This is a genomic window from Halochromatium glycolicum (genome assembly GCF_016584085.1).
Taxonomy (GTDB): Bacteria; Pseudomonadota; Gammaproteobacteria; order Chromatiales; family Chromatiaceae; genus Lamprobacter; species Lamprobacter glycolicus.
In genome coordinates this window covers 104749-125772 of record NZ_NRSJ01000008.1, presented here as the reverse complement: position 1 = coordinate 125772, position 21024 = coordinate 104749, and the positions used below count along the sequence as shown (strand labels likewise).

The following is a 21024-nucleotide window of genomic DNA, read 5'->3' as shown; positions in this document are numbered from 1 at the left end:
GTTCCAATCGCGGAAAGCGACCCTTCGCGCCCCCGAGCCGATTGCAGATGCCTGCGCTCGGGACGAATCGCCGACAACAAGCCACGCCACGATTCCGCCATGCCACTGATCGTAATCGGACTGAACCACAAGACGGCGCCGGTCGACATCCGCGAGCGCCTGACCTTCGGCCCTGACGTCATCGTCGCCGCCATGCGCACGCTGCGCGACCAGACGCCGGTCGACGAGGCCATCATCCTCTCGACCTGCAACCGAACCGAGATCTATTGCGCTGCCGACGCCAGTGACATCGAGACACCGGTGCGCAACTGGCTCGGCACCTTCCACGGGATCGAGCCGCAGCTCTTCGCCCAGCACCTCTATATCCACAAGGACCGCGGCGCGGTGACCCATCTGTTCAAGGTCGCCTGTGGCCTCGACTCGATGGTGCTCGGCGAGCCACAGATCCTGGGTCAGGTCAAGTCGGCCTTCAAGACGGCCTGCGAGAGCGGCGGCAGTGGGCGTTTGCTGGGCCGGATGTTCCAGAGCACCTTCGCCGTGGCGAAGCAGGTCCGCACCGACACCGCGATCGGCAGCAGCCCGGTCTCGGTCGCCTTCGCGGCGGTCAGCCTGGCAAGGCAGATCTTCAGCGACCTCACGAAGCAGACCGCGCTGCTGATCGGTGCCGGCGAGACCGTGGAGCTGGCCGCGCGCCATCTCCATCAGCATGGCATCGGCCGCATCATCGTCGCCAACCGCACCGTCGAGCGCGCCCACCGCCTGGCGGTGCAGTTCGACGGTTATGCGATCTCGCTCACCGAGATGGCCAGCCACCTGCCGGAGGCCGATATCATCGTCTCCTCGACGGCAAGCCCGCTGCCAGTGCTCGGCAAGGGCACCGTCGAGCGCGCACTGAAACAGCGCCGGCACCGGCCGATGTTCATGGTCGACATCGCCGTTCCGCGCGACATCGAGCCCGAGGTCGGGCAGTTGCGCGATGTCTACCTCTACACCGTTGACGACCTACAAGGGGTGGTCGAAGAGGGGATGCGCTCGCGCAATCATGCGGCCGAGCAGGCGATGGAGATCATCGACCTCCATACCGAGGAGTTCATGGCCTGGGTCCGCTCGTTGGATGCGGTCTCGCTGATTCAGGACTATCGCGCCCGAGCCGAGTGCATCCGGGACGAGGCCGTTTCCCGAGCAGCGCGGCAGCTCGCCGCCGGCAAGCCCGCCGACGAGGTGATGCGCCACCTCGCCCACCTGCTGACCAACAAGCTGCTGCACGAGCCGAGCGTCCGGCTGCGCCAGGCAGGACGCGAGGGCCAATCCGAGCTGCTCGAAGCAGCCAATGAGCTGTTCCAGCTCACACAGGGGCAAGATAGCGGCACCTGATGAATCCATCGATCCGGGGCAAGCTCGACCGTCTCAGCGAGCGCTTTGCCGAGATCACCGCCCTGTTGGCGGAGCCGGAGACCCAGGCTGACCAGAACCTGTTTCGGGACCTCGGGCGCGAGTATGCGCAGCTCGAGCCAGTCGTCCAGTGCTGGGAGCGCTATCTCGCGCTCGAGGATGCGACGGCGGCGGCCCAAGAGATGCTCGCCGACCAGGAGATGGCCGAGCTGGCGCGCGAGGAGCTCAGTGCGGCCGAGCAACAGCGCGAGGCACTCGAGCCCGAGCTCAAACGGCTGCTGATCCCTGCCGACCCCAACGACCACCGTAACATCTACCTCGAGATCCGCGCCGGCACCGGCGGCGCCGAGGCCGCGCTGTTCGCAGGCGACCTGCTGCGGATGTATCTGCGCTATGCGGAGCTGCAGGGTTGGCACCAAGAGGTCATCAGCGCCAGCGAGGGCGAGATGGGCGGCTTCAAGGAGGTCGTCGTCCGTGTCAGCGGCAACGATGTCTATCGCCAGCTCAAGTTCGAGGCCGGCGCCCACCGGGTCCAGCGCGTGCCCGAAACCGAATCACAAGGCCGTATCCACACCTCGGCCTGCACCGTTGCCGTGCTGCCGGAGGTCGACAGCGTCGACGAGATCAGCGTCGACACCAATGAGCTGCGCGTCGACACCTATCGCGCGTCCGGTGCCGGCGGCCAGCACGTGAACAAGACCGACTCGGCCGTGCGCCTGACCCACCTGCCGACCGGTATCGTCGTCGAGTGCCAGGATGAGCGTTCACAGCACAAGAACCGCGCCAAGGCCCTGGCGCTGTTGCAGGCCAAGCTGCTCTCGGCCGCGACCGAGAAGCAGACCGCCGAGCAGAGCGCCTCACGTCGGCTGCAGGTCGGCAGCGGCGACCGCTCCGAGCGTATCCGAACCTATAACTTCCCGCAGAACCGGCTGACCGACCATCGCGTCAATCTGACGCTCTACAAGCTCGACGAGGTCATGATGGGCCAGCTCGACCAGGTCATCGAGCCGTTGCAGCAAGAGCACCAAGCGGATCAGCTCGCCGAGCTGACCAGCGGCTGAGTCCGAGGGTCGACTGGAGCACGCGCTTGTGCCCTCGCCCCCGCGGACACCCGGCACGACCAGAAGCGGGGGGATCACCCTCGCCGATGCGCGGCGCGCGGCCGCCGCACAGCTCGCCGAAGCAGGCTATACAAGCGCCCCACTCGAGGCCGACCTGGTGGTCGGCGCCGTCACTGGGCTCGATCGGGCGCGGTTGATCGCGTGGTCCGAGCAGCCGCTGAGCAGCGCACAGCAGGTCCAGTTGGAACAGCTGGTTTCACGACGGCTGCAGGGCGAGCCGGTCGCCCATCTGCTGGGCCTGCGCGAGTTCTGGAGCCTGGAGCTCCGAGTGGGCCCGGCGACGCTGATCCCGCGTCCCGAAACCGAGACCCTCGTCGAGCATGCCCTGGCCGCACTGCCAGAGCGCTCCCCGCTATGGATCGCCGACCTCGGCACCGGCAGCGGCGCGATCGCCGTCGCGCTGGCGCACGAACGTCGGCATTGGATGCTGCTCGGGGTCGAGCTATCCGACGCAGCGCTGGCCATCGCAGCCGATAACAAGGCGCATCTCGGCCTGTCCAATCTCGCACTCATCCGCGGCGACTGGTCGGCCGCGTTCGCGCCCTCGGGACTGGACGCCATCCTGGCCAACCCGCCTTACGTGCCTCAGCATGATCCACACCTGTCCCAGGGCGACCTGCGCTTCGAACCGCGCTCGGCGCTCGCTGCCGGGACGGATGGCCTCGCCGCAATTCGTATGATCCTCGCTGATGCGCTGCGCTGTCTTCGCCCAGGCGGCCTACTGGCGCTGGAGCATGGCTGGGACCAGGCGAACGCGGTACGCGCCCTGCTGTCCGAGCACAAGCTGACCGAGATCACGACTGTCCGCGATCTCGCCGGCCATGAGCGCGTGACGAGCGGCCGCGCTCCAGGAGGATAATCGCCGACGATAATGGCCAAAGCCGCGCCTCACTGAGAAGCCCTAACAGACTGGCGCCTGTGGCCGTTCAATCAGGAGCTTACGCGAGTCAAACGGCCGTTTTGTAGGCCTTTTAGGTTGTCGCGGATCAAGCGGGGTTCATCGTCCGGAACGATCTCGTGCCAAAAGCATTGATGCAGTGCCATCGTCGGCAAGGGCGCATACTTGCCAACCTGAGGGAACACCATCGCTCCACCCACAGCATTCAGCGATTCGCGCATTCAATCGTCCGGATAGCTTGATCAGACTCCATCCCGTTAAGCATACTCTGCCTATGGAAACGCCCGACCCAGATCGCATCAAGCAGCGGCAGATCAATTTCCGTGATCTGCACCCGGAACGCAACGACGCCCGCACCGCGGCCAATTTCCTAGCCGATGTCGATGGTGTGCTCGAGACGCGGCCACTGTCGCCGATCGTGCTGCAGCTGACCTACGACCTGCACAAGACCTGCCTCGAAGAGATCGACAACGCCTTGATCGAACTCGGTCTCCACCTAGATGGTGCAATGCTGTATCGGTTGAAGCGCTCGCTCTACTACTACACCGAGAGCACCTACCGCGATAACCATGGCTATGCCCCCAGCGACCGCAACAGCACCAAGCTGGTCTTCGCGAGACGCTGGGAGAACCTCGAGCACGGCTGCCGCGACCCTCGACCAGAGCATTGGCGGCGCTACCTGTAACCGAATGACAATATTAGGCTGGTCTTATATGATCCGGGAATCCACCCGGAACAGACCGAGTCCGCCATGCGCTTCGACATCAGCCCCCGCGAGATCAAGAAGGCCAATATCCCGCACGAGATCTTCCTGACCAACCTGATCGGCAATCACATCCTGATGGCGGTCGCCGCCGGGGGCATCGCCGGAACCTTCCCTTGGGTGATGGCGGTGATCCCGGCGATCTCGTTCTCGATCCTCAGCTTTACACTCTGGCGCGCGCACCGAGCGGTCGGCCGTGACCCCTGGTATGTGATGTGTCATTGGCAGGTCTGCGCCCGCCGTAGCCGCATCTTTATCGGCATGCTGTCGCTATTGCTCGGCGCCACCCTGTTGGCATGGATTGGCCACGTCTATGGCGGGATGATGAAAGAGGCCGCGATCGCGCTGGTTGCCGGTGTCGGCATCCTGCCGGTGATGGTGACCGTGCTGGTGCTGATCATCGTCGAGTCCGATGCGCTCTACAACGCCAACCAGGCGAAGCTGCCAGCCTGGGTGGTCGAGCGCTACCCGAATCCAGACGCCAAGCTGATCGATGAGCCCGCAGCGCCTGAAGCAGCGGTCTGAGCGCTCACGGTCTGAGCGCTCACACCCTGCGCAGCCACCCTGCGGAGTGCGGAGCGGTCAATCGCTGTCGGCGCCTGAATCCTTTTCCTTCGCCACGAGAAAGCCGATCACCTCAAAGAGCTGATCCCGGCCGCCAGCCTCGGTCACGCCGGTGATGTACTTCCCATTGACCACGATCGCCGGCACACCCGAGAGCCGGTACCGTCGCACCAGCTCGGCCGATTCACGCACCTGCATATCGACCGGGAACGACTGATAGGCGTCACGAAAGGCGTCCTCATCGATGCCCTGCTCGGCGGCGAAGGCGATCAGCTGCTCGTCGGTGAACAGCCTGCGCCGCTCCTCATGGAGCGCCTTGAACAGCGGCTCGTGCAGCTGGTCGAGCTCACCGAGCTGCTCGGCCGCGAAGAAGGCCTTCGCATGCGGGATCCAGCGGCTGGATGCCGCTGCCGGCAGGCGTCGAAAGACCACGCCCTCGGGCTTGGTCTCGAGCCATTCTTCGATTGCCGGCTCCAGCCGATAGCAGTGCGGACAGCCGTACCAGAACAGCTCGAGCACCTCGACATCCGCCCCCTCCTCGAGCCGCTTGGGCTCCGGCACCACCTTGTACTCGATACCCTCATCGAATGCGGCACCGAGCGCCCCCATCGAGACTCCCAGCAAGACAACGATCCCGAGCCAGGCCACAAGGCGAACTCCCCAGCCACCGCCCCAACGCGGCGTCACTTGATGATCAGCGGTCAGCGCAAGCATTTGTTCCCTCCCCGGGGATAGCGTTTCGCTCAGACGGCAGTGGCGGTAGGCTCGAGCAGGTAATCGATAACCAGGCCGATGAAGACTGCCATACCGAAGTAGTTGTTGTTGAGAAAGGCGATGAAGCAGCGCGCTGGCTCGCGGTCTCGGATCAGCCATTGCTGATAGCCGGAGAGGCCCGCCGCGACCGCGAGTCCAACGAAGTAGGCCAGGCCACGGCCTGCCGCGAGACCGACCCAGACCATCAGCGCGAGCATCAACAGCTGCAGCAGTGCGACGATCAGCCGGTCATAACGCCCAAACAGGATCGCCGTCGACTTGATCCCGATCTTGAGATCGTCCTCGCGATCGACCATCGCATACTCGGTGTCGTAGATCAGCGCCCAGACCACCGCACTCAGGAACAGCACCCAGGCGTAGAACGGGATCGACTCCTGGATCGCCATGAAGGCCATCGGCACCGCCCAGCCGAACGCCATGCCGAGGAACATCTGCGGCACATGGGTGAAGCGCTTCATGAACGGGTAGATCATCGCCAGCGTCACCGCAACCACCGACATCGCGACGGTCTGCCAGTTCAACAGCAGCACGAGGCCGAACGAGACCAGCGACAGGATCAAGAACACGGCGACCGCCTCGATCGGCGCGATCACCCCTTGCGCGAGCGGGCGGGTGTTGGTGCGCGCCACATGCCCGTCGAGCTTGCGGTCCGCGAAGTCGTTGATCGCGCAGCCGGCCGAGCGCATCAGCACCACCCCTGAAACGAAGATCAGAGCGATCTGCCAGGGCGGATGCCCATCGCCGGCGAGCCAGAGCGCCCAGAGCGCCGGCCACATCAGCAGGAAGATGCCGATCGGTCGGTTCAACCGCACCAGGCGATAGTAGGCATCCAGGCGCTCGCGCCAGGACGCGGGCCGCGCGGTCACGGCGACACCAAGGTCGCCCCGACCGCCGATCTTGGTCTCATGAGAGCTCATGCCGATATTCTAGGGTCGTGCTGTCTCAGGTCCAGAAAGGGTTCAGATCGCGCACCCTGCGTAAGGGCCGCGCAGCGCGGCGGCGATTATCGCACAGGGGCTTGTATCGTCACCCGCCCCGGTCTCCGGGCAGGCTGAGCCCATCGGTGCTGACTGTTCCGGCGCCTCCTTTCCGGCGATCAGGCGCAATGGCCATACCAGGCCTCCCCGCCGGCTCATCATCTGACGGCAGCGGGTCGGGGACACCGGCGCAGGCGCCAACCGTCCGCGGCGGCAGCCATTCTGCCCCACCACTGGATAAGACAGCCCGCAGATTCTCGCACCGAGGGTGTCACCCTGTTCCAGCGCTCATCGCGCGCGGGGTTTGAGGAGCCCGGTCCTGGACGACTGTCTGATAGCACAGCGGCCACACCCGATCCAAAGCGCCCGTTGCGCCCTGTCGAGATTCAGACCTGACCATAATCGTCCCGCTGCCCGAGCCAGCGCCGGACCAACGGCTCGACGTTCTCAGGCCAACGCGCGAGCAGCTCGTCAGCGCTTCGGCGCGCCGCCTGCGCGAGCGCACTGTCGCGCATCGGATCGGCGAGCCGGAACTGGATGCTTCCGGCCTGGCGCGTCCCCAACACCTCGCCGGCCCCACGCATCCGTAGGTCTGCCTCGGCGATGCGGAACCCGCTCGACTCGCGCCGGAGGATATCGAGCCGCTCGCGCGCCGCGCGCGTCAACGGCGCCTGATAGAGCAGCACGCACGCGCTTTCTTCGGCGCCGCGGCCGACCCGTCCGCGCAGCTGGTGCAGCTGCGCGAGCCCGAGCCGCTCCGGATTCTCGATGATCATCAGGCTCGCTTTCGGCACATCGACGCCAACCTCGATCACCGTCGTCGCCACCAGCAGGTCGAGCTCACCGGCCTTGAACGCCGCCATCACCGGCACCCGCTCCTGCGCCTTCAAGCGCCCGTGGACCAGCCCGATCCGCAGATCGGGCAGACGCGCCTGGAGATCAGCCGCCGTCGCCTCGGCCGCCTGCGCCTGCAATGCCTCAGACTCCTCGACCAGGGTGCAGACCCAATAGGCCTGCCGGCCGCCGATACAGCTCGCCTGCACGCGCTCGATCACCTCGTCACGACGACTATCGGGCAAGGCCACCGTCTTGACCGGCTGCCGCCCAGGCGGCAGCTCGTCGAGCTCGGAGAGGTCCAGATCACCGTAGATCGACATCGCGAGCGAGCGTGGGATTGGTGTTGCGGTCATGATCAGCTGATGCGGCAGGCGCCCGCTCCGGTCACCTTTGTCGCGCAACTGCAGGCGTTGATGCACGCCGAACCGATGCTGCTCGTCGATGATCGCGAGCCCGAGCTCGGCAAACCGGACCTCGGCCTGGAACAGCGCATGGGTGCCGACCACGACCCGCGCCGCGCCCGAGCCGATCCGCTCGAGGATCGCCGTGCGCTCGGCGCCGGCATGCCGGCCCGCGAGCCAGGCCAGCTCGATCCCCAGCGGCTCGAGCCAGCCGCACAGGCTTTGGCGATGCTGCTCGCCGAGCAGCTCGGTCGGCGCCATGAACGCGACCTGGAAGCCGGCCTCGACCGCCTGCAGGATCGCCATCGCGGCGACGATGGTCTTGCCGGAGCCGACGTCGCCGAGCAGCAGCCGTGTCATCGGATGCGGCTGCCGCAGGTCGGCAGCGATCTCGGCGATGACCCGCTCTTGCGCCCCCGTGAGCGCGAACGGCAGCGCGGCGCGCAGGCGCCCACGCCAGGCGTCATCACCCATCAACACCGGGGCGCGCTGATCGCGCCGTGCGCGACGCAGCCGGCGCAATGCCAGCTGATGGGCAACCATCTCATCGAACGCCAGCCGCAGGAACGCAGGATGCGTCCGCTCGAGTAGCGCTTGGACCAGCTCCGGGCCTGCATCGGCTGGGGGGCGATGCAGCAGCAACAGCGCATCGGCCAATGCCGGCAGCCGCAAAGGCGCGGTCAGCGCGTCCGGCACCCAGTCGACCAAGGCTGCCGGATCGCGCTGCAGCCGCTCCAATGCCTGTTCGGTCAGCGTGCGCAGGCTCGCCTGCTGCAGGCCCTCGGTCGCTGGATAGATCGGCGTCAGGGTCGAGTGACCCGAACCCGCGGCCTCATCGGTCTCGGCCGCCAGCAGCTCCGGATGCACGATCTCGAGCATCTGCGGCCCCTGGCGCACCTCGCCGAAGCAGCGCAGAGGCCGACCCGGCTGCATCGCCTCGACCTGGGCGCGGGCGAAATGGAAGAAGCGCAGCAGGAGCGCGCCGCGGCCGTCCTCGAGTCGGACCTTGAGCGAACGACGCCGACCCTGAGCGATCCGTGCATCGCTGATCCACCCCTCGACCAGCACCTCCTCGCCCGCGACCAGGGTATCGAGCGGCCGCAAGCGCGTCCGATCCTGATACCGCAGCGGCAGATGGAACAAGAGATCCTGAACGGTCAGGACACCGAGCCGCTGCAGGCGCTCGGCCAGGCGTGGACCGACGCCCTTGAGCTGCTCGACCGAGGTCTGATCCAATGCGGCGATGCTCGAGGCGGCCATCGGCGGCCGCTCCCGCGTCAACCCCGGCACAGGACCACCCGATGCCCCGAACCCGGACTCACCCCGATTCCAGTTACCGCTGCGACCAACAGACCTTGACCCTCGAGACCCGCGGTCGCGGGACCTACAACATCACCAACCAGGTGCGGGAGCTGGTGCAGGCGTCTGGCGTGCGCATCGGGACCTGCCATTGCTTCGTCCAGCACACCAGCGCGTCGCTGATCCTGTGCGAGAACGCCGACCCGACCGTGCGGCGTGATCTCGAGGCCTTCCTCGCCCGGTTGGTTCCGGACGGCGATAGGCTGTTCGACCACACCGACGAGGGGCCAGACGATATGCCGGCGCATGTCCGCGCCATCTTGACCAAGATGGACCTGACGCTGCCGGTCAGTGGCGGCCAATGCCTGCTGGGAACCTGGCAAGGGATCTTCCTCTACGAGCATCGCACCGATGCGCATCGGCGCCGCGTGACCCTGACCATCCAGGGCATCGCCTAAGAGACCCGATCAAAACGTCCGCCTGACTGGCGCAAGCTTCTGATCTGAGTAGCCAAGGGGCCATTCTGTTAGCGCTTCCAAGATCATTCAGGGCCACAGTCGAACGATCGGGCAGCCCGCCAGCTCCGAGAATGAAACGCAGGTCAACCCGCCGGTGCATCGGGCCTTGGCTGCGAGGTCACCCGCAAGGTCGGCTCGCCGAGTCCCCGGCGCGCGCGCAGCGTCTGCGCGAGCTGATGCACCGTCATCGCGTAGTAGGTGCTGCGGTTGTAACGGGTAATCACGTAGAAGTTCTCGAACCCGAGCCAGTACTCGGGCCCGCCGGCCGCATCGAGCCGCAGTAGGCTCACCCGCCGGTCGTCCGGCAGGGCCACGGCCGGGCGCAGGCCCTTCTGCCTGATCTTGGCGATCGAGTAATCGGTCTTGAAGCCGGTATCGGTCGACCAAGGCAGCCCATAGCCGCCGCTGGCCCGCGCGACGACGGCCGCGCCCGGCTGCCAGCCATGCGCCTTGAAGTAATGCGCGACGCTGCCGATCGCGTCTTCGGCGTCCCAAAGGTCGCGGCGCCCGTCGCCATCGAAATCGATCGCATAGTCGTGCCAGCTCGACGGCATGAACTGGCCGAGGCCCATCGCGCCGGCGAAGGAGCCGACCGGCTGCAGCGGATCGAAGCCCTGATCGTCGGCCATGAGCAGATAATGCTCGAGCTCGTCCTGGAAATATTCGGCGCGACGCGGGTAATCGAAGGCCAGGGTCGAGAGGGCATCGATGATCCGATGCTCGCCCATGTAGCCGCCCCAGCGCGTCTCGATGCCGATGATCGCGACGATATACTCGGGCGGAACCCCATACTTGCGGGCCGCGCGGTCGAGTGTTTGCGCATGCCGGGCCCAGAACGCATCGCCCTTGTGCAACATCGATGCGGTGATGTGGCGGCCCCGATAGCGGGTCCAGGCCCCAGTCGGTCCCGAGGCCGGCCGCCACTGCCGGTCCATGTACTCGATGATCCAGGGATCGCGCTCGACCCGGGAGAACACCCGCACCAGCTCGCGCCGATCCAGGCCCTTATCCTCCATCTGCGCGATAAAGCGCTCGACATCAGGGCGGCCTGCATAATCGCCCGTGGTCAAGCGAGCAGGATAGGCACCGACATCGCTAGCTCGACTCGTGGCTCGGAAGCTGCTAGTCACCGGCTCGGCGCTCCGCTCGAGCTCGGCCGCGTTGCCGGCGCCCGGACTGAGATCGGAAGGGGGCCCGGCGCTCTTAGCGGGACTGGAGCCACAGCCAGCCAGCCCGAAGGCAGCGAAAATGGACAGAACGAGAACAGACAGAACGAGCGGCTGACGCATTGGTTCTTCCCCCGGCTAATCGGTCAGCACCATCACCGCATCCATCTCGACCGCGGCCCCCTTCGGCAGCGCCGCAACCCCGATCGCCGCGCGCGCCGGATAGGGCTCGGCGAAGGTCTCGGCCATCACCTCGTTGACGAGCGGGAAGTGCGAAAGGTCGGTCAGGAAGATATTCAGCTTCGCGACATCGGCCAGGCTGCCGCCGGCGGCCTCGGCCACCGCGGCCAGGTTCGCGAACACGCGCCGGGTCTGGGCCTGGATGTCACCGGCGACCAGCTCACCGGTCTCGGGCTGCAGCGGGATCTGCCCGGAGAGATAGACGGTCTCGCCGACCCGAACCGCCTGCGAATAGGGACCGATCGCCGCCGGCGCGCGGTCGGTGTGGATGATCTGTTTGGTCATTTCGAATACCTCCGCCGTGGATCGCCCTGGAAGCGCCTTAGAAGCGCCCTGAGAGCGCCTTGGAAGCGCCCTGGAAGCGCCTTGGGAGCACCCGGGTAACGCCTCGGGCGACTCGACTTCATCGATGTTCTGCGCACTAGGAAACTGTCCATCAACGTCTTCCCGATTTGAGGGGCACTGTTGGACGATCATCGGGAAGTAGAAAATGGACAGCCACGAGGCCCGTCGATCGCAGCCGCCTTGGCCACTGCGTCAATGGAAATGCGCCGGATCATACTGCACGCCCAAAGAGGATCGAGGCTCGCCGCCTCACGCGTGGCGAGTATAGCGAAACGCGCCTGTTCGTTGACTGATCCCGCTTTCACCTTCGCCGTCCCATGACTCGCCCCGTTCTGCGGGGCTCCTTGCTCCTTTGCGGTCGGACGCGCCTCCGAGCGCTTGCCCGCAAATGCTGATGCAGGGCGCTCCGCCCCCAGCGCACGCCCGGAGCAGGCCGCGCAGGCCCAGGATGGGGCCCCTCGTAGGTCGCTCCGCCCCCCCCCAGCGAACGCCCCGCTGCGTCATAGTCGCTCGCCTTGTTTTCCGGACAGGCTGAGCCCGTCGGCGCTGACTGTTCCGGCGCTTTCTGTCCGACGATCAGGCGGAATGGCGATACAACGCATTGGGGTCGCATGATGTCCCGCCTCGTTGTGCCTTGCTGGCCTGTTTGCGAGCAGGCACGTGGAACGCATCCTGACAGCCGTTCATCTGCCGTTTCGAGAGGATTATCGCTGCCCGCACTGGTCATGGGGTAGGAGCCCGCTTGCGGGCGATCTTCGCCGCCGCGCGCGCGGCCTGGTCGCCCGCAAGCGGGTTCCTACAGCGCCGAGAGCCCAGGTGGCAGGATCAGGTGGCAGGATCAGGTGGCAGGATCAGGTGGCAGGATCAGGTGGCAGGATCAGGTGACAGGAAAAGGGTCTCGGTATTGCTAATGCGATGCACTAGGACGCCTCTGCCCCAGCCCCAGCGAACAACCGCTGCCACCAGCGCCGGCGACCCTTGGGCACCAGTTGGGTCGCCGGCAGATCGACCGGCGGCAATTTGCTCATCACCCAGCCCGGCAGCGGCGGATTGCTGCTCGAGCCACAGACTACACCGAGGTTGTTCGGATCGTAGATCTTGACCAGACTCGGCACCCGTAGGTCGTCCGCATAGACGATCCCGCACAGGCGCTCATCGTGCTCGCGGCGCAGCAGCGCATCGATCTCGTCGATGAAGCGCTCGACCGTCGCCGCGTCGGCGGGCACTTCCGGCGGTGGCTCGCCGATCGCATAGAGATACCAACCGGCCTTGGCATCGATGCGCAGCCGCTGCCAGAGCGCATCCAGATCGCTCCAACGCAGCGCCGAGGTGAAGCTGCCGCGAAAGGCGCGCAGGAACGGATCGGTCGGGGCCGAGGCATCGAGCGCGTTGTGGCTTGGGCGTGACATCGGAGTAACGGAGCCTGAAATCGGGATGACAGAGAGGGATCGACGGCGGCGAGCGGTGCGCTGGTATAGTCGCAAGGCCGACAACCAACCCGCAACCGAGATGACCAGCCTCTACCAGTCCGAGCTCACCGAGCTGCCCCTGCTCAACCGCGGCAAGGTCCGCGACCTCTATGCCGCCGGCGACGACCATCTGCTGATCGTGACCAGCGACCGCATCTCAGCATTCGATGTCGTCCTGCCGCAGCCGATCCCGGGCAAGGGCGAGGTACTCAACCGCCTCAGCCGCTTCTGGCTCGAGCGCACCGCCGATCTGGTCGCGAACCACCTTGCCAATCGCCCAGTCGAGGACTTCGTCACCGACCCCGAGCAGCGCCGCACGCTCGGCGACCGCGCGCTGGTCGTGCGCAGGCTCAAACCATTGCCGATCGAGGCGATCGCACGCGGCTACCTGATCGGCTCCGGCTGGAAGGACTACCAGACCAGCGGCGCCGTCAGCGGCATCGCACTACCGAGTGGGCTGCGCCAGGCCGACCGCCTGCCCGAGCCGATCTTCACCCCGTCGACCAAGGCCGACGTCGGCGCGCACGACGAGAACATCGACTTCGACGGCGCCGTCGCGCGCATCGGTGGCGCCGTCGCCGAGCAGGTGCGCGACCTGACACTGCGCATCTACCAGCAGAGCGCCGCCTATGCGCTCGAGCGCGGCATCATCATCGCCGACACCAAGTTCGAGTTCGGCCTCGATGACACCGGCCGGCTGCACCTGATCGACGAGGTGCTGACGCCGGATTCCTCCCGCTTCTGGCCGGTCGATCAGTACCAGCCCGGCAGCAGCCCGCCGAGCTTCGATAAACAGTTCGTCCGTGATTACCTGGAGACCCTGGGTTGGGACAAGACCGCTCCCGGGCCGGACCTGCCCGAGACAATCATCGAGCAGACCGCGGCCCGTTATGCCGAGGCCGAGCGTTGCTTGACCGGCCCCTGAGAACCGCTGAGCGCCCGGACTCAGGCGCTAAGGCGATTGCCGGTCGCCAAGTCGTGCCTCGTTCGACTGGCAAATGCCCCTACCAGTGACAGGCCTTGCGCAACGGACCGATCGCGGCCTCGAGGCCCATGACCGGAAAGACGATGGGCTCATCAACCTCCTGGAGCGAGTGCAACCGGATACGGACCTCGTTGGCCTCGAACAGCTCTCTGACCAGCGGGATCGAGTGTTTTCCGAGCCACAGCCCAAGCCCGGGCTCAGTGCTCGGCTTGGTCATCCTCAGGGTTTGCGCCGATTGATCATCGACCTGCCAGTCGATCACCGCTTCGGCATCGACGTCGGCCAGAGCGCAGTCCGAGACCAGATAGAGCGAGGTCGTATTGTCCTTGCAGCGGATGTGCAGCTCCACTCGCTCGCTCTCCGACTGCTCGCACGCGATCCGCTCGCTCGAGCGCGTGCTCAGCACCACAGCCCGCTCGCCACCCGGCCCGGTCGCGTTGATGTGCCGAAGCCAGGCGCTGCGAAGACGCCGAAACCGCGGCAGCAGCTCGCGCTCAGGCGTCGCCTGCGCCCCGGACCCCATCTGTGACTGGGCGCCAAGCGCGGACTGGACCTCGGCGGCCTGTCCTGATTCATGCTGCGCGTCATAGCACGCGAGCCGTTCGGCGTCGTCGGCGATCTCGCTGCAATTCACACCGAAGGCTGGGCTGCTGGCGAGCGCAATCACCGCACCGAATGCACTGCCGAATGCACCAAGGGACCAATGCACAGTCATCGCTCTTCCGTTTATCCGTTAGGAGTATCGGCCCCGGGCTCGAGGCGCGCCGGGAGGCTGTTCAGATCAGTCTGCGGCGCCGTTACCCTGAAACGGCCGGGGAGCCTAGCCCGAGCCGGCCGATGTCGGCGCTGAGCATCGGCCCAGAGCCGTTTTCGAGGCCGATGCCGTCCAGTCTACTGCGCCTTGACGGGCAATGGCCCAACTGCCTAAGTTGCCGATCCGGTATCCTTATATCGGGCGGTTTCGAAGGCTGCGGATCAGGCGCCACTCCGGCCGACCCGTCCCGGCGGGATCGCCGTCCGCCAGCCAGTCTAAAGCTCCGATGAATCGGCGCTTCCTTCGCCCGCCTGTTCGCGGTAAACAGGCTAGCAGTCCATCGCAATCCCCGGAGGCTTGCTCAATGCCCGGCCGTGGCCATGATCTGGTTGGTTCCGACCAGAACGTCGATTGGAAGCGCAATCCACCTCAATCCGGGGAGGGTGCCGGCCGTCTGCCGCAGATCGAGGTCGTCACGCGCGAGGGTCCCGAAGAGCGCCCCTCCAAGCGACGCTCGACCGGATCACTGGTCGTCTGGTTCCTCGCGGCCTTCGCATTGGTCGCGATACCGGCCAGCATCTGGAACTTCAGCCGACCGCCGGTCTACCGAGCGGCCGCCATGGTGCTGACCATCGTCCCCGAAGCCCGCAGCGGCTACGGCGCCTCCGAGGCCAACCTACAGCATGTTGCGATCCAGCGCAGTGTCCTGCTGAGCCGGCGACTGCTCGAGGACACTTTGGCACGCCTGCGCCGCGAACCGGCGCCGGCCCCAGCGGTTGAAGACAACCCACGGCAGACATCCGAGCAGTCCACAGCGGAGCATCGCACCGCAGGCAGCCGCAGCGCGGCACTCAATCCGCTCAGCGCCCATGTCACCTCTGGCACTGGCACTGGCACTGGCACTGGCACTGGCACTGGTACTGGCACTGGCACTGGCTCTGGCTCTGGCTCTGGCACTAGCACTGGCGATGCGGTCTTGGTCTCAGATACAGCGGGCGCGGCAAGCCAGTCCAACCCGCCGGCGCCGGGATCAACGACCCCAACCGATGCCAGCGCCGATAGCGCACCGAGTGTCGAAGACCTCACGGCCGATGATCTGCTGACAATGCTGGCGGTCGACCCGGTCCCGCAGACGAACCTCGTCGAGCTGAGCGCACGCGGCGGTGATCCGGCACTGCTGGCACGAATCGTCAATGAATGGCTCGCGGCCTATGAGGTCCTGCGTGAGCGGGAGATCGAGGCCCAGGTCGGCGACCGGCTTGAGAAGCTCGAAGACCGTGCAAGTCGGCTGGAGGACCGCATCAAGGCCAAGCGCGATGCGCTCGATGCGTTCCGCGAGCGTTTCGACATCGTCACGCTGGGCCGCGACAGCAACGAGGCGATGGAGCGCCTGAGCTCGCTGCAAGAACAGCTGAGCCGGGCCGAAGAGGCCGTCGCAGCGGCCCGGGCCGAGCGCGACCGGATCGAGAGCGCCATCGCCGCCGGCCGCCCGGTGGTCCCAGAACAGCTGGAGGACAGGCTCTCGCGGCTGCGCCAGCAGGCCGAGCAGGCCCGCGCGCGGGTGCTGCGGCTGCGGGAGCGTTACACCGACTTCTTCATCGAGAAGGATCTGAACAAACGCCGCGTGGTCGATCAATTCGAGCAGCTCGAGCAAGAGGTCGCCGCGATGGAACGCCAGGGCAGCGAGCAGGCATTGCAGAGCGCACGCGAGGCGGTCGATGTCGCCCGCCGGCGTGTCGAGGAGCTGCAGCAGGCGTTGACGGCCCAGAAGGCCCGAGCGTCGCGCTTCTCGTCCGGATTCGCCGAATTCGAGGCCCTGAAGGAGGACCTCGCGCAGCTCGAGGCAATGCAGCGCGAGGTCGAATCCGAACGGGTCAGCCTGGAGACGACCGTCTACGCCGACTATCCACAGATCGAGGTCATCGATGCAGCCTTTACGCCGCGCGACCCGATCGAGCCCGACTACGGTCGGGACCTGATGGTCACGCTGATCGCGGCAACCGCCCTCGGGCTGCTGACGGTCATCGTATTGACCTGGCTCGACGCCGGCGCACGGCGCACGCGTTCGTCGACGCCGGTCACTGGGGTGCGCATCTGGGGTAGCGACGGTCAACGCAGCGAGGACGGCCCATCCGACAGCCAGCTTCCGCGGCAAGCGCGTTACCAAGCACTCGGCCGCGATGCGGCAGGCTCGGCCGATCCGCCCCCGCTGCTTGGCGCGGCGGAGAGCGCTCCCAGGCAGCTGACGGTCGGCGAGATCGAGGCGTTATGGCAGCTGGCGGACACCGCGGAACGGCAGTTGATCGGACTTCTATTGTCCGGTATCCAGCTGGACGAGGCGCGGGCACTCACCCATGAGGACTTCGATCTCGCCGCTAGGCAGGTGCAATTACGAAGCGCTGCACAGCCGGACGGGGCGCGCACACTGCCGCTGCCACCGCGGCTTCTCGAGTGCTTCCAGGGCGCCGAGCCGCTACCGCTGTGGGAAGGCCAGGAGGCTGACCGGTTCGACGACCTGATGCATCGAATCAGCCTGCTCGCCGCCGACGCCGGGATCGCTCACGCCGACGAGATCGACGGCCAGGCATTGCATGACACCTATGTGATCTACTTGGTCCGACAGGGTGCAAGGCTGACCCGACTCGACCAGGTAGCCGGCCCAATGAGCGGCGCTGAGGCCCGCCGCTTTGCGCCCTATGCCCCGCCAGGCCCATCCCGACCATTCGAGGAGCTCGAGTTGACCCATCCGGCGCTCACCTAATGCATCGGCCCGGCGACAACGGCGCAGACACCGCGGAACCGGCTCGCGCATCGAGATGGCGAATCAATACACCAGCATCCAGCCGGGCAACATGATCTCGTACATCTCGGTGACCTGCAGATTGATATCGCATGGCAGGTCAGTCATTGACTCCGGGGCCAACCCCAAACGCTTGGCAAGCGCTTGGAGCCTTTGGGTCACAGCGTCCGATTGCACCGCCTCGCCATCGAGCATGGAGGCCTGAAAGAGATTGGCGATCTCCCGAGCGGCGCACAAGATCTCGGTTTCGGGGCGATAGTGCAAGGCAGCCTCGGGATCGAGGTGATGCGCGATCGGCTGCCAGAGGGATTCGGGCAGTTGCCAGTTCCTGAGCAAGGCGGCGGTCAGCTCGGCCTGATTGAACCCGAAGACCCGCTGCTCGGCAGCAAACACGTCAAGACCGTCCTGCTCGGTGAGCTTCAGCACGTCCCGATACGCCTCAGGCCGTTGACCGAGGAGGACCAGCTTGCCAAGCGAATGCAGTAGCCCTGTGATAAAGAGCCGCTCGCTCTCGGGCACCGACAGGAGTGACGCCAGTTTCCTGGCAGCAACCCCACAGGCGACCGAATTGAGCCAAAAGCGCTCCATATCCATCTGCTCGCGCGGAAGTCCCTTGAACACCTCAACCGCAGAGGTGGCGAAGACAAGATCGCGCAGAGCCTCGTAACCGATCATATTGATCGCCTGGGTGACGGTCTCCACGGGATGAGGTCGAGCGTAGAAGGCGCTGTTGATGAGGCGCAGCAAACGCGCCGACAACGCTGGATCACAGAGGATGACCTCTGCCAGGTCAGAGGGCTGCGATGCGGGATCACCGATCAACTGATTGACGCGCAATGCGACATCAGGCAACGAATAGAGGTGTTCGGCTTCCTGGACGAGCGAATCGGGAGTCATGACCGGATTACCCCATGTGATGTCGACGTGAAGCGATCCTCACTATTCTATCAAGTCCCACGGGACCTGCTGGAACGGTCAAGCACCGGCAGGCTCTCGGCATCGTTGCGTGCGGACGGCTCGGCAAAGAAGGCTGACTTTCCGGATCAGCTTGACGGCATTGCCGTCAGCGGCAGTCCAGGCATCTCACGTTCGTCGCGCAGTGCCACCCCGGACGAGCAAGTCCGCGTGATTCACGGTAACGCGGACACTATTACAGTCACCTGCCCTGGTTTCCGGACAGGCTGAGCCCATCGGCGCTGACTTTCCCGGCGCTTTCTGTCCGGCGATCAGGCGGAATGGCGATACGATCTGCAGCTCAAGCGCAGCCCGGAAACGGCGCGCTGACCTCACGGATCGACCGGGCACAAAAAAGCCGCTGTTAAGCGGCTGATTTGACTTTGCATTTCTGGTGGCTACGGATGGACTCGAACCACCGACATCGGCATTATGAGAACTGTCGAGCCGGTTTTCCTAGGTCGCTGACCTGCCGGCCGATTCTCGGCTAAAATAGTGTTCTTGCAAACTTTTCCTGCTTCTCAAAAAGCCGCATTGAATTGCAGGAAATTGCATAATTCTGTGACCCCAGCGTGACCCCCAGCACCCCCAGGGTCACAGAAACGACGAAGCCGAGCGGTGCGGTAACACCAACCCGGCTTCTAGTCACAACCCGCTGAGCAGGAGCGAACCGTGACAGATGCAACCATACCCCAAGACCCGTTCAAGTTCACTCAGGCACGACTGAACGCGCTACCCCCGGCTAAGGGCAAGCGCTACAGCGTCAAGGACACCGATCAGCCCGGCTTGATCTGTGTCGTCTATCCAGCGAGCGCGACCTATCCCGATGGCCTGAAGGTTCTACAGGTCCGCAGTCGACCGCGCGGCGGAACCAATGCGATCAGGGTCAAGGTCTGCAATCTCGGCGAACTACCCATCACTGCACTGAAGGGACAGCCCAGCGTCCGCAGCCGCGTTGCCGAGATACTGGCGAAGCTCCGGGAAGGCATCAATCCGAACGACGAGCTACGCCAGCAACAAGCCGAGCAGCGCCAGCAAGCGGCGGTCGATCAGGTCGCTTCAATCACGCTCGGCGACGCCTTCGCCGAGTACGTCGTCACCAAGGCACTGCGCAAGCAGACGCTCGACGGCTATCAACGCGCCATCGATCGCGACCTGAAGGCATGGAAGGACAAGCCGCTGAAAGACATCACCGGCGCGATGGCGGTCACTCGTCACGCCGAGCTGAGCAAGAAGGCATCGCCCAACGTCGCCATGCGGGCGATGCAGGTCCTACGTGCGACGCATCGGTTCGCGACCGAGTTCTACGGCACCGAGGACAACGAGCTACCGTTCGGCCGCTGCCCGGTCGACAAGATCAACAAGATTCAGCGCAAGTGGTCGCAGTCGAAGCCGCGCACCGGCCGGCTTTCCGTTGACGAGCTGGCGCCCTGGCTGACGGCAGTCCGCAACCTGCCAGCGCATCAGAAGCGAAGCATCGGCGACTGGTCCCGCGTTGCGGTCTACCTGGAGCTGATCCTGCTCACCTGCTTACGTCGGCGCGAGGCGGCCTATCTGCGCTGGGAGGATGTCGATTTGAGGCGCGGCACCTACACGGTTCGCGCGACCAAGAACGGCGACGATCACACGCTTCCGATCAGCAAGCGCGTTCGCCAACTGTTCGAGCAGCGCCAGCAAGCCGCAACCGAACTGGCAGAGGTCGCCAAGCGGCAACCGACCGAGCGCAACATCGCGGCGGCAGAGCTGGCTGAGACCTACGTCATCGGCACCGCACAGATTCAGCGCCAGCTCGACGCCATCGAAGCCGAGACCGGCCTGAAGATCGGCCCGCATGATCTGCGGCGGACGTGGGCATCGATGGCAGAGCGCGCGGGAGTCGGCGGCTACGGCATCAAGGCGGCACTGAACCACAAGACCACCGGCGACGTCACGGGCCTGCACTATGCCCAAGTCACGGTCGAGGATCTGCGGCCGATCATGCAACAGGTCGAGGACGCCATCCTGCGGCGCGCCGAGCAACGAACCGATAACGTCGTCGCACTGCGCAGCGAAGCGGCCGCATGAGCAGTCACTTCGACCCTGACCGCATCGGAATGCGAGAGTTCGTGAGACAGCTGCGACCGCACATCAAGATCGGCGACAACGGCGACTTCGTGATCGATGAAAACGGCGTGCGCGCAGTCGGCATGCCTGACTCGAGGGAAATCAACAGGCTCGGCCTAAGCGACAATGAAATCGATGCCCTATGGGATTTTGAAGACGCGTGTCGGCTAGACTTCCCGGTCACGATTGAGGAAGTTCATGACTGGGCTTCCCGCGTGTTGGGCGTCAACCATCCTGAATTGATGGACGCTGCTCTCATTCTCAACCAAGACGAGCCCAAGGCTTCAGTCTTATGGTTCAAGATGCCAGAAACTATCCTGGACTTGTGCAGGACGCGCAAAGCCAATGGCCCCTCTGACGCCACTCAGATGCCCACACAGGAAGAAGGCACCAGCGAGACAGCGGTCGCGTCGGCGCTCGAGATCCCCATCGTCGAGCCTGGCAAGCCCGGCCGCCGTGTGACGAAAGCGGAAGCCGCAGCGTTCGCAATCCAAATCTATCAGGGTCAGCCGAAAGAAAACAAGAATATGGCCGAAGCCTGTCGGCAAGCAGTCAAAGAGCACTTCCCAGGCCATCACGACCCAAAAAGAAAGGCAGACAGCATAGCGGGAACAATCCGCAATCAGAGAAACAAGGCAAAGCCGTAATGACCACCGACCGAGGT

At 65.3% G+C, this 21024-nt stretch carries 18 protein-coding genes and 1 tRNA gene; 10 read left to right on the top strand and 9 right to left on the bottom strand.

Going from position 1 to position 21024, the window contains the following annotated elements; translation table 11 throughout:
* The first annotated feature begins 99 nt into the window (after positions 1–99).
* From hemA to CKO40_RS06875, 5 genes are all read left to right on the top strand, one after another.
* Entirely contained in the window at positions 100–1374 is a 1275-nt protein-coding gene (gene hemA / locus CKO40_RS06895; protein WP_200345461.1) for a glutamyl-tRNA reductase, read from the top strand.
* Positions 1374–2453: a peptide chain release factor 1 gene (gene prfA, locus CKO40_RS06890; protein ID WP_200345460.1), complete on the top strand. Its 1080-nt coding sequence runs from the start codon at positions 1374–1376 to the stop codon at positions 2451–2453. The genes hemA and prfA overlap by 1 nt, the downstream gene beginning before the upstream one ends.
* A 28-nt stretch (positions 2454–2481) precedes the next feature.
* Positions 2482–3372: a peptide chain release factor N(5)-glutamine methyltransferase gene (prmC, locus tag CKO40_RS06885; protein WP_338074134.1), complete on the top strand. Its 891-nt coding sequence runs from the start codon at positions 2482–2484 to the stop codon at positions 3370–3372.
* Positions 3373–3685: 313 nt separating this feature from the next.
* A complete protein-coding gene (locus CKO40_RS06880; RefSeq protein ID WP_200345459.1) occupies positions 3686–4096 on the top strand; it encodes a hypothetical protein in 411 nt (136 codons plus the stop codon).
* A 66-nt stretch (positions 4097–4162) separates the two neighbouring features.
* Positions 4163–4699, top strand: a complete 537-nt coding sequence (locus CKO40_RS06875) for a hypothetical protein (RefSeq protein WP_200345458.1) — start codon at positions 4163–4165, stop codon at positions 4697–4699.
* Between the two features lie 57 nt (positions 4700–4756).
* Here CKO40_RS06875 and CKO40_RS06870 read toward each other — a convergent pair whose 3' ends face one another.
* From CKO40_RS06870 to recG, 3 genes are all read right to left on the bottom strand, one after another.
* Positions 4757–5452 (bottom strand): thiol:disulfide interchange protein DsbA/DsbL, encoded by a 696-nt coding sequence (locus CKO40_RS06870; RefSeq protein WP_200345457.1) that lies wholly within the window; start codon positions 5450–5452, stop codon positions 4757–4759.
* 29 nt (positions 5453–5481) lie between these two features.
* Positions 5482–6429, bottom strand: coding sequence for a 4-hydroxybenzoate octaprenyltransferase (ubiA, locus tag CKO40_RS06865; RefSeq protein ID WP_200345456.1), 948 nt, complete (start codon positions 6427–6429; stop codon positions 5482–5484).
* 446 nt (positions 6430–6875) lie between these two features.
* Positions 6876–8987 (bottom strand): ATP-dependent DNA helicase RecG, encoded by a 2112-nt coding sequence (gene recG, locus CKO40_RS06860; protein ID WP_200345455.1) that lies wholly within the window; start codon positions 8985–8987, stop codon positions 6876–6878.
* 41 nt (positions 8988–9028) lie between these two features.
* Between recG and CKO40_RS06855 the strand changes: the two genes are divergently transcribed.
* Positions 9029–9484: a secondary thiamine-phosphate synthase enzyme YjbQ gene (locus CKO40_RS06855; protein WP_200345454.1), complete on the top strand. Its 456-nt coding sequence runs from the start codon at positions 9029–9031 to the stop codon at positions 9482–9484.
* 143 nt (positions 9485–9627) lie between these two features.
* Here the strand turns inward: CKO40_RS06855 and mltB are convergent, their stop codons facing one another.
* The 3 genes from mltB to CKO40_RS06840 form a co-directional block, all read right to left on the bottom strand.
* A complete protein-coding gene (gene mltB, locus CKO40_RS06850; protein WP_338074133.1) occupies positions 9628–10674 on the bottom strand; it encodes a lytic murein transglycosylase B in 1047 nt (348 codons plus the stop codon).
* 174 nt (positions 10675–10848) lie between these two features.
* Positions 10849–11235 (bottom strand): RidA family protein, encoded by a 387-nt coding sequence (locus CKO40_RS06845; RefSeq protein WP_200345452.1) that lies wholly within the window; start codon positions 11233–11235, stop codon positions 10849–10851.
* Between the two features lie 980 nt (positions 11236–12215).
* Positions 12216–12704 carry a hypothetical protein gene (locus CKO40_RS06840; RefSeq protein ID WP_200345451.1) on the bottom strand — a complete coding sequence of 163 codons (489 nt, stop codon included), beginning with the start codon at positions 12702–12704 and terminating at the stop codon, positions 12216–12218.
* A gap of 100 nt (positions 12705–12804) precedes the next feature.
* On the opposite strand from CKO40_RS06840, the gene CKO40_RS06835 reads away from it, so the two are divergent.
* Positions 12805–13689 carry a phosphoribosylaminoimidazolesuccinocarboxamide synthase gene (locus tag CKO40_RS06835; RefSeq protein WP_200345450.1) on the top strand — a complete coding sequence of 295 codons (885 nt, stop codon included), beginning with the start codon at positions 12805–12807 and terminating at the stop codon, positions 13687–13689.
* Positions 13690–13768: 79 nt separating this feature from the next.
* Here CKO40_RS06835 and CKO40_RS06830 read toward each other — a convergent pair whose 3' ends face one another.
* A complete protein-coding gene (locus CKO40_RS06830; protein WP_200345449.1) occupies positions 13769–14464 on the bottom strand; it encodes a type VI secretion system-associated protein TagO in 696 nt (231 codons plus the stop codon).
* Positions 14465–14867: 403 nt separating this feature from the next.
* Between CKO40_RS06830 and CKO40_RS06825 the strand changes: the two genes are divergently transcribed.
* Complete coding sequence (locus CKO40_RS06825; protein WP_200345448.1) at positions 14868–17264, top strand: GumC family protein; 2397 nt, start codon at positions 14868–14870, stop codon at positions 17262–17264.
* Positions 17265–17327: 63 nt separating this feature from the next.
* On the opposite strand, the gene CKO40_RS06820 is transcribed toward CKO40_RS06825, so the two are convergent.
* Both CKO40_RS06820 and CKO40_RS06815 read right to left on the bottom strand, forming a co-directional pair.
* A complete protein-coding gene (locus tag CKO40_RS06820; RefSeq protein ID WP_200345447.1) occupies positions 17328–18200 on the bottom strand; it encodes an HDOD domain-containing protein in 873 nt (290 codons plus the stop codon).
* 449 nt (positions 18201–18649) lie between these two features.
* Positions 18650–18731: transfer RNA gene (locus tag CKO40_RS06815), tRNA-OTHER, on the bottom strand.
* 198 nt (positions 18732–18929) lie between these two features.
* Here CKO40_RS06815 and CKO40_RS25120 point away from each other — a divergent pair.
* A complete protein-coding gene (locus CKO40_RS25120) occupies positions 18930–20321 on the top strand; it encodes a tyrosine-type recombinase/integrase (protein WP_200345446.1) in 1392 nt (463 codons plus the stop codon).
* Entirely contained in the window at positions 20318–21007 is a 690-nt protein-coding gene (locus CKO40_RS06805) for a hypothetical protein (protein WP_200345445.1), read from the top strand. Before CKO40_RS25120 ends, CKO40_RS06805 begins: the two co-directional genes overlap by 4 nt.
* The last annotated feature ends 17 nt before the right edge of the window (positions 21008–21024 follow it).

Bases quoted from the DNA above. Each gene is read 5' to 3' on its own strand.
- hemA (WP_200345461.1), top strand. From the start codon at position 100: ATGCCACTGATCGTAATCGGACTGAACCACAAGACGGCGCCGGTCGAC.
- prfA (WP_200345460.1), top strand. From the start codon at position 1,374: ATGAATCCATCGATCCGGGGCAAGCTCGACCGTCTCAGCGAGCGCTTT.
- CKO40_RS06880 (WP_200345459.1), top strand. From the start codon at position 3,686: ATGGAAACGCCCGACCCAGATCGCATCAAGCAGCGGCAGATCAATTTC.
- CKO40_RS06875 (WP_200345458.1), top strand. From the start codon at position 4,163: ATGCGCTTCGACATCAGCCCCCGCGAGATCAAGAAGGCCAATATCCCG.
- CKO40_RS06870 (WP_200345457.1), bottom strand. From the start codon at position 5,452: ATGCTTGCGCTGACCGCTGATCATCAAGTGACGCCGCGTTGGGGCGGT.
- ubiA (WP_200345456.1), bottom strand. From the start codon at position 6,429: ATGAGCTCTCATGAGACCAAGATCGGCGGTCGGGGCGACCTTGGTGTC.
- recG (WP_200345455.1), bottom strand. From the start codon at position 8,987: ATGGCCGCCTCGAGCATCGCCGCATTGGATCAGACCTCGGTCGAGCAG.
- CKO40_RS06855 (WP_200345454.1), top strand. From the start codon at position 9,029: ATGCCCCGAACCCGGACTCACCCCGATTCCAGTTACCGCTGCGACCAA.
- CKO40_RS06845 (WP_200345452.1), bottom strand. From the start codon at position 11,235: ATGACCAAACAGATCATCCACACCGACCGCGCGCCGGCGGCGATCGGT.
- CKO40_RS06840 (WP_200345451.1), bottom strand. From the start codon at position 12,704: ATGTCACGCCCAAGCCACAACGCGCTCGATGCCTCGGCCCCGACCGAT.
- CKO40_RS06835 (WP_200345450.1), top strand. From the start codon at position 12,805: ATGACCAGCCTCTACCAGTCCGAGCTCACCGAGCTGCCCCTGCTCAAC.
- CKO40_RS06830 (WP_200345449.1), bottom strand. From the start codon at position 14,464: ATGACTGTGCATTGGTCCCTTGGTGCATTCGGCAGTGCATTCGGTGCG.
- CKO40_RS06825 (WP_200345448.1), top strand. From the start codon at position 14,868: ATGCCCGGCCGTGGCCATGATCTGGTTGGTTCCGACCAGAACGTCGAT.
- CKO40_RS06820 (WP_200345447.1), bottom strand. From the start codon at position 18,200: ATGACTCCCGATTCGCTCGTCCAGGAAGCCGAACACCTCTATTCGTTG.
- CKO40_RS06805 (WP_200345445.1), top strand. From the start codon at position 20,318: ATGAGCAGTCACTTCGACCCTGACCGCATCGGAATGCGAGAGTTCGTG.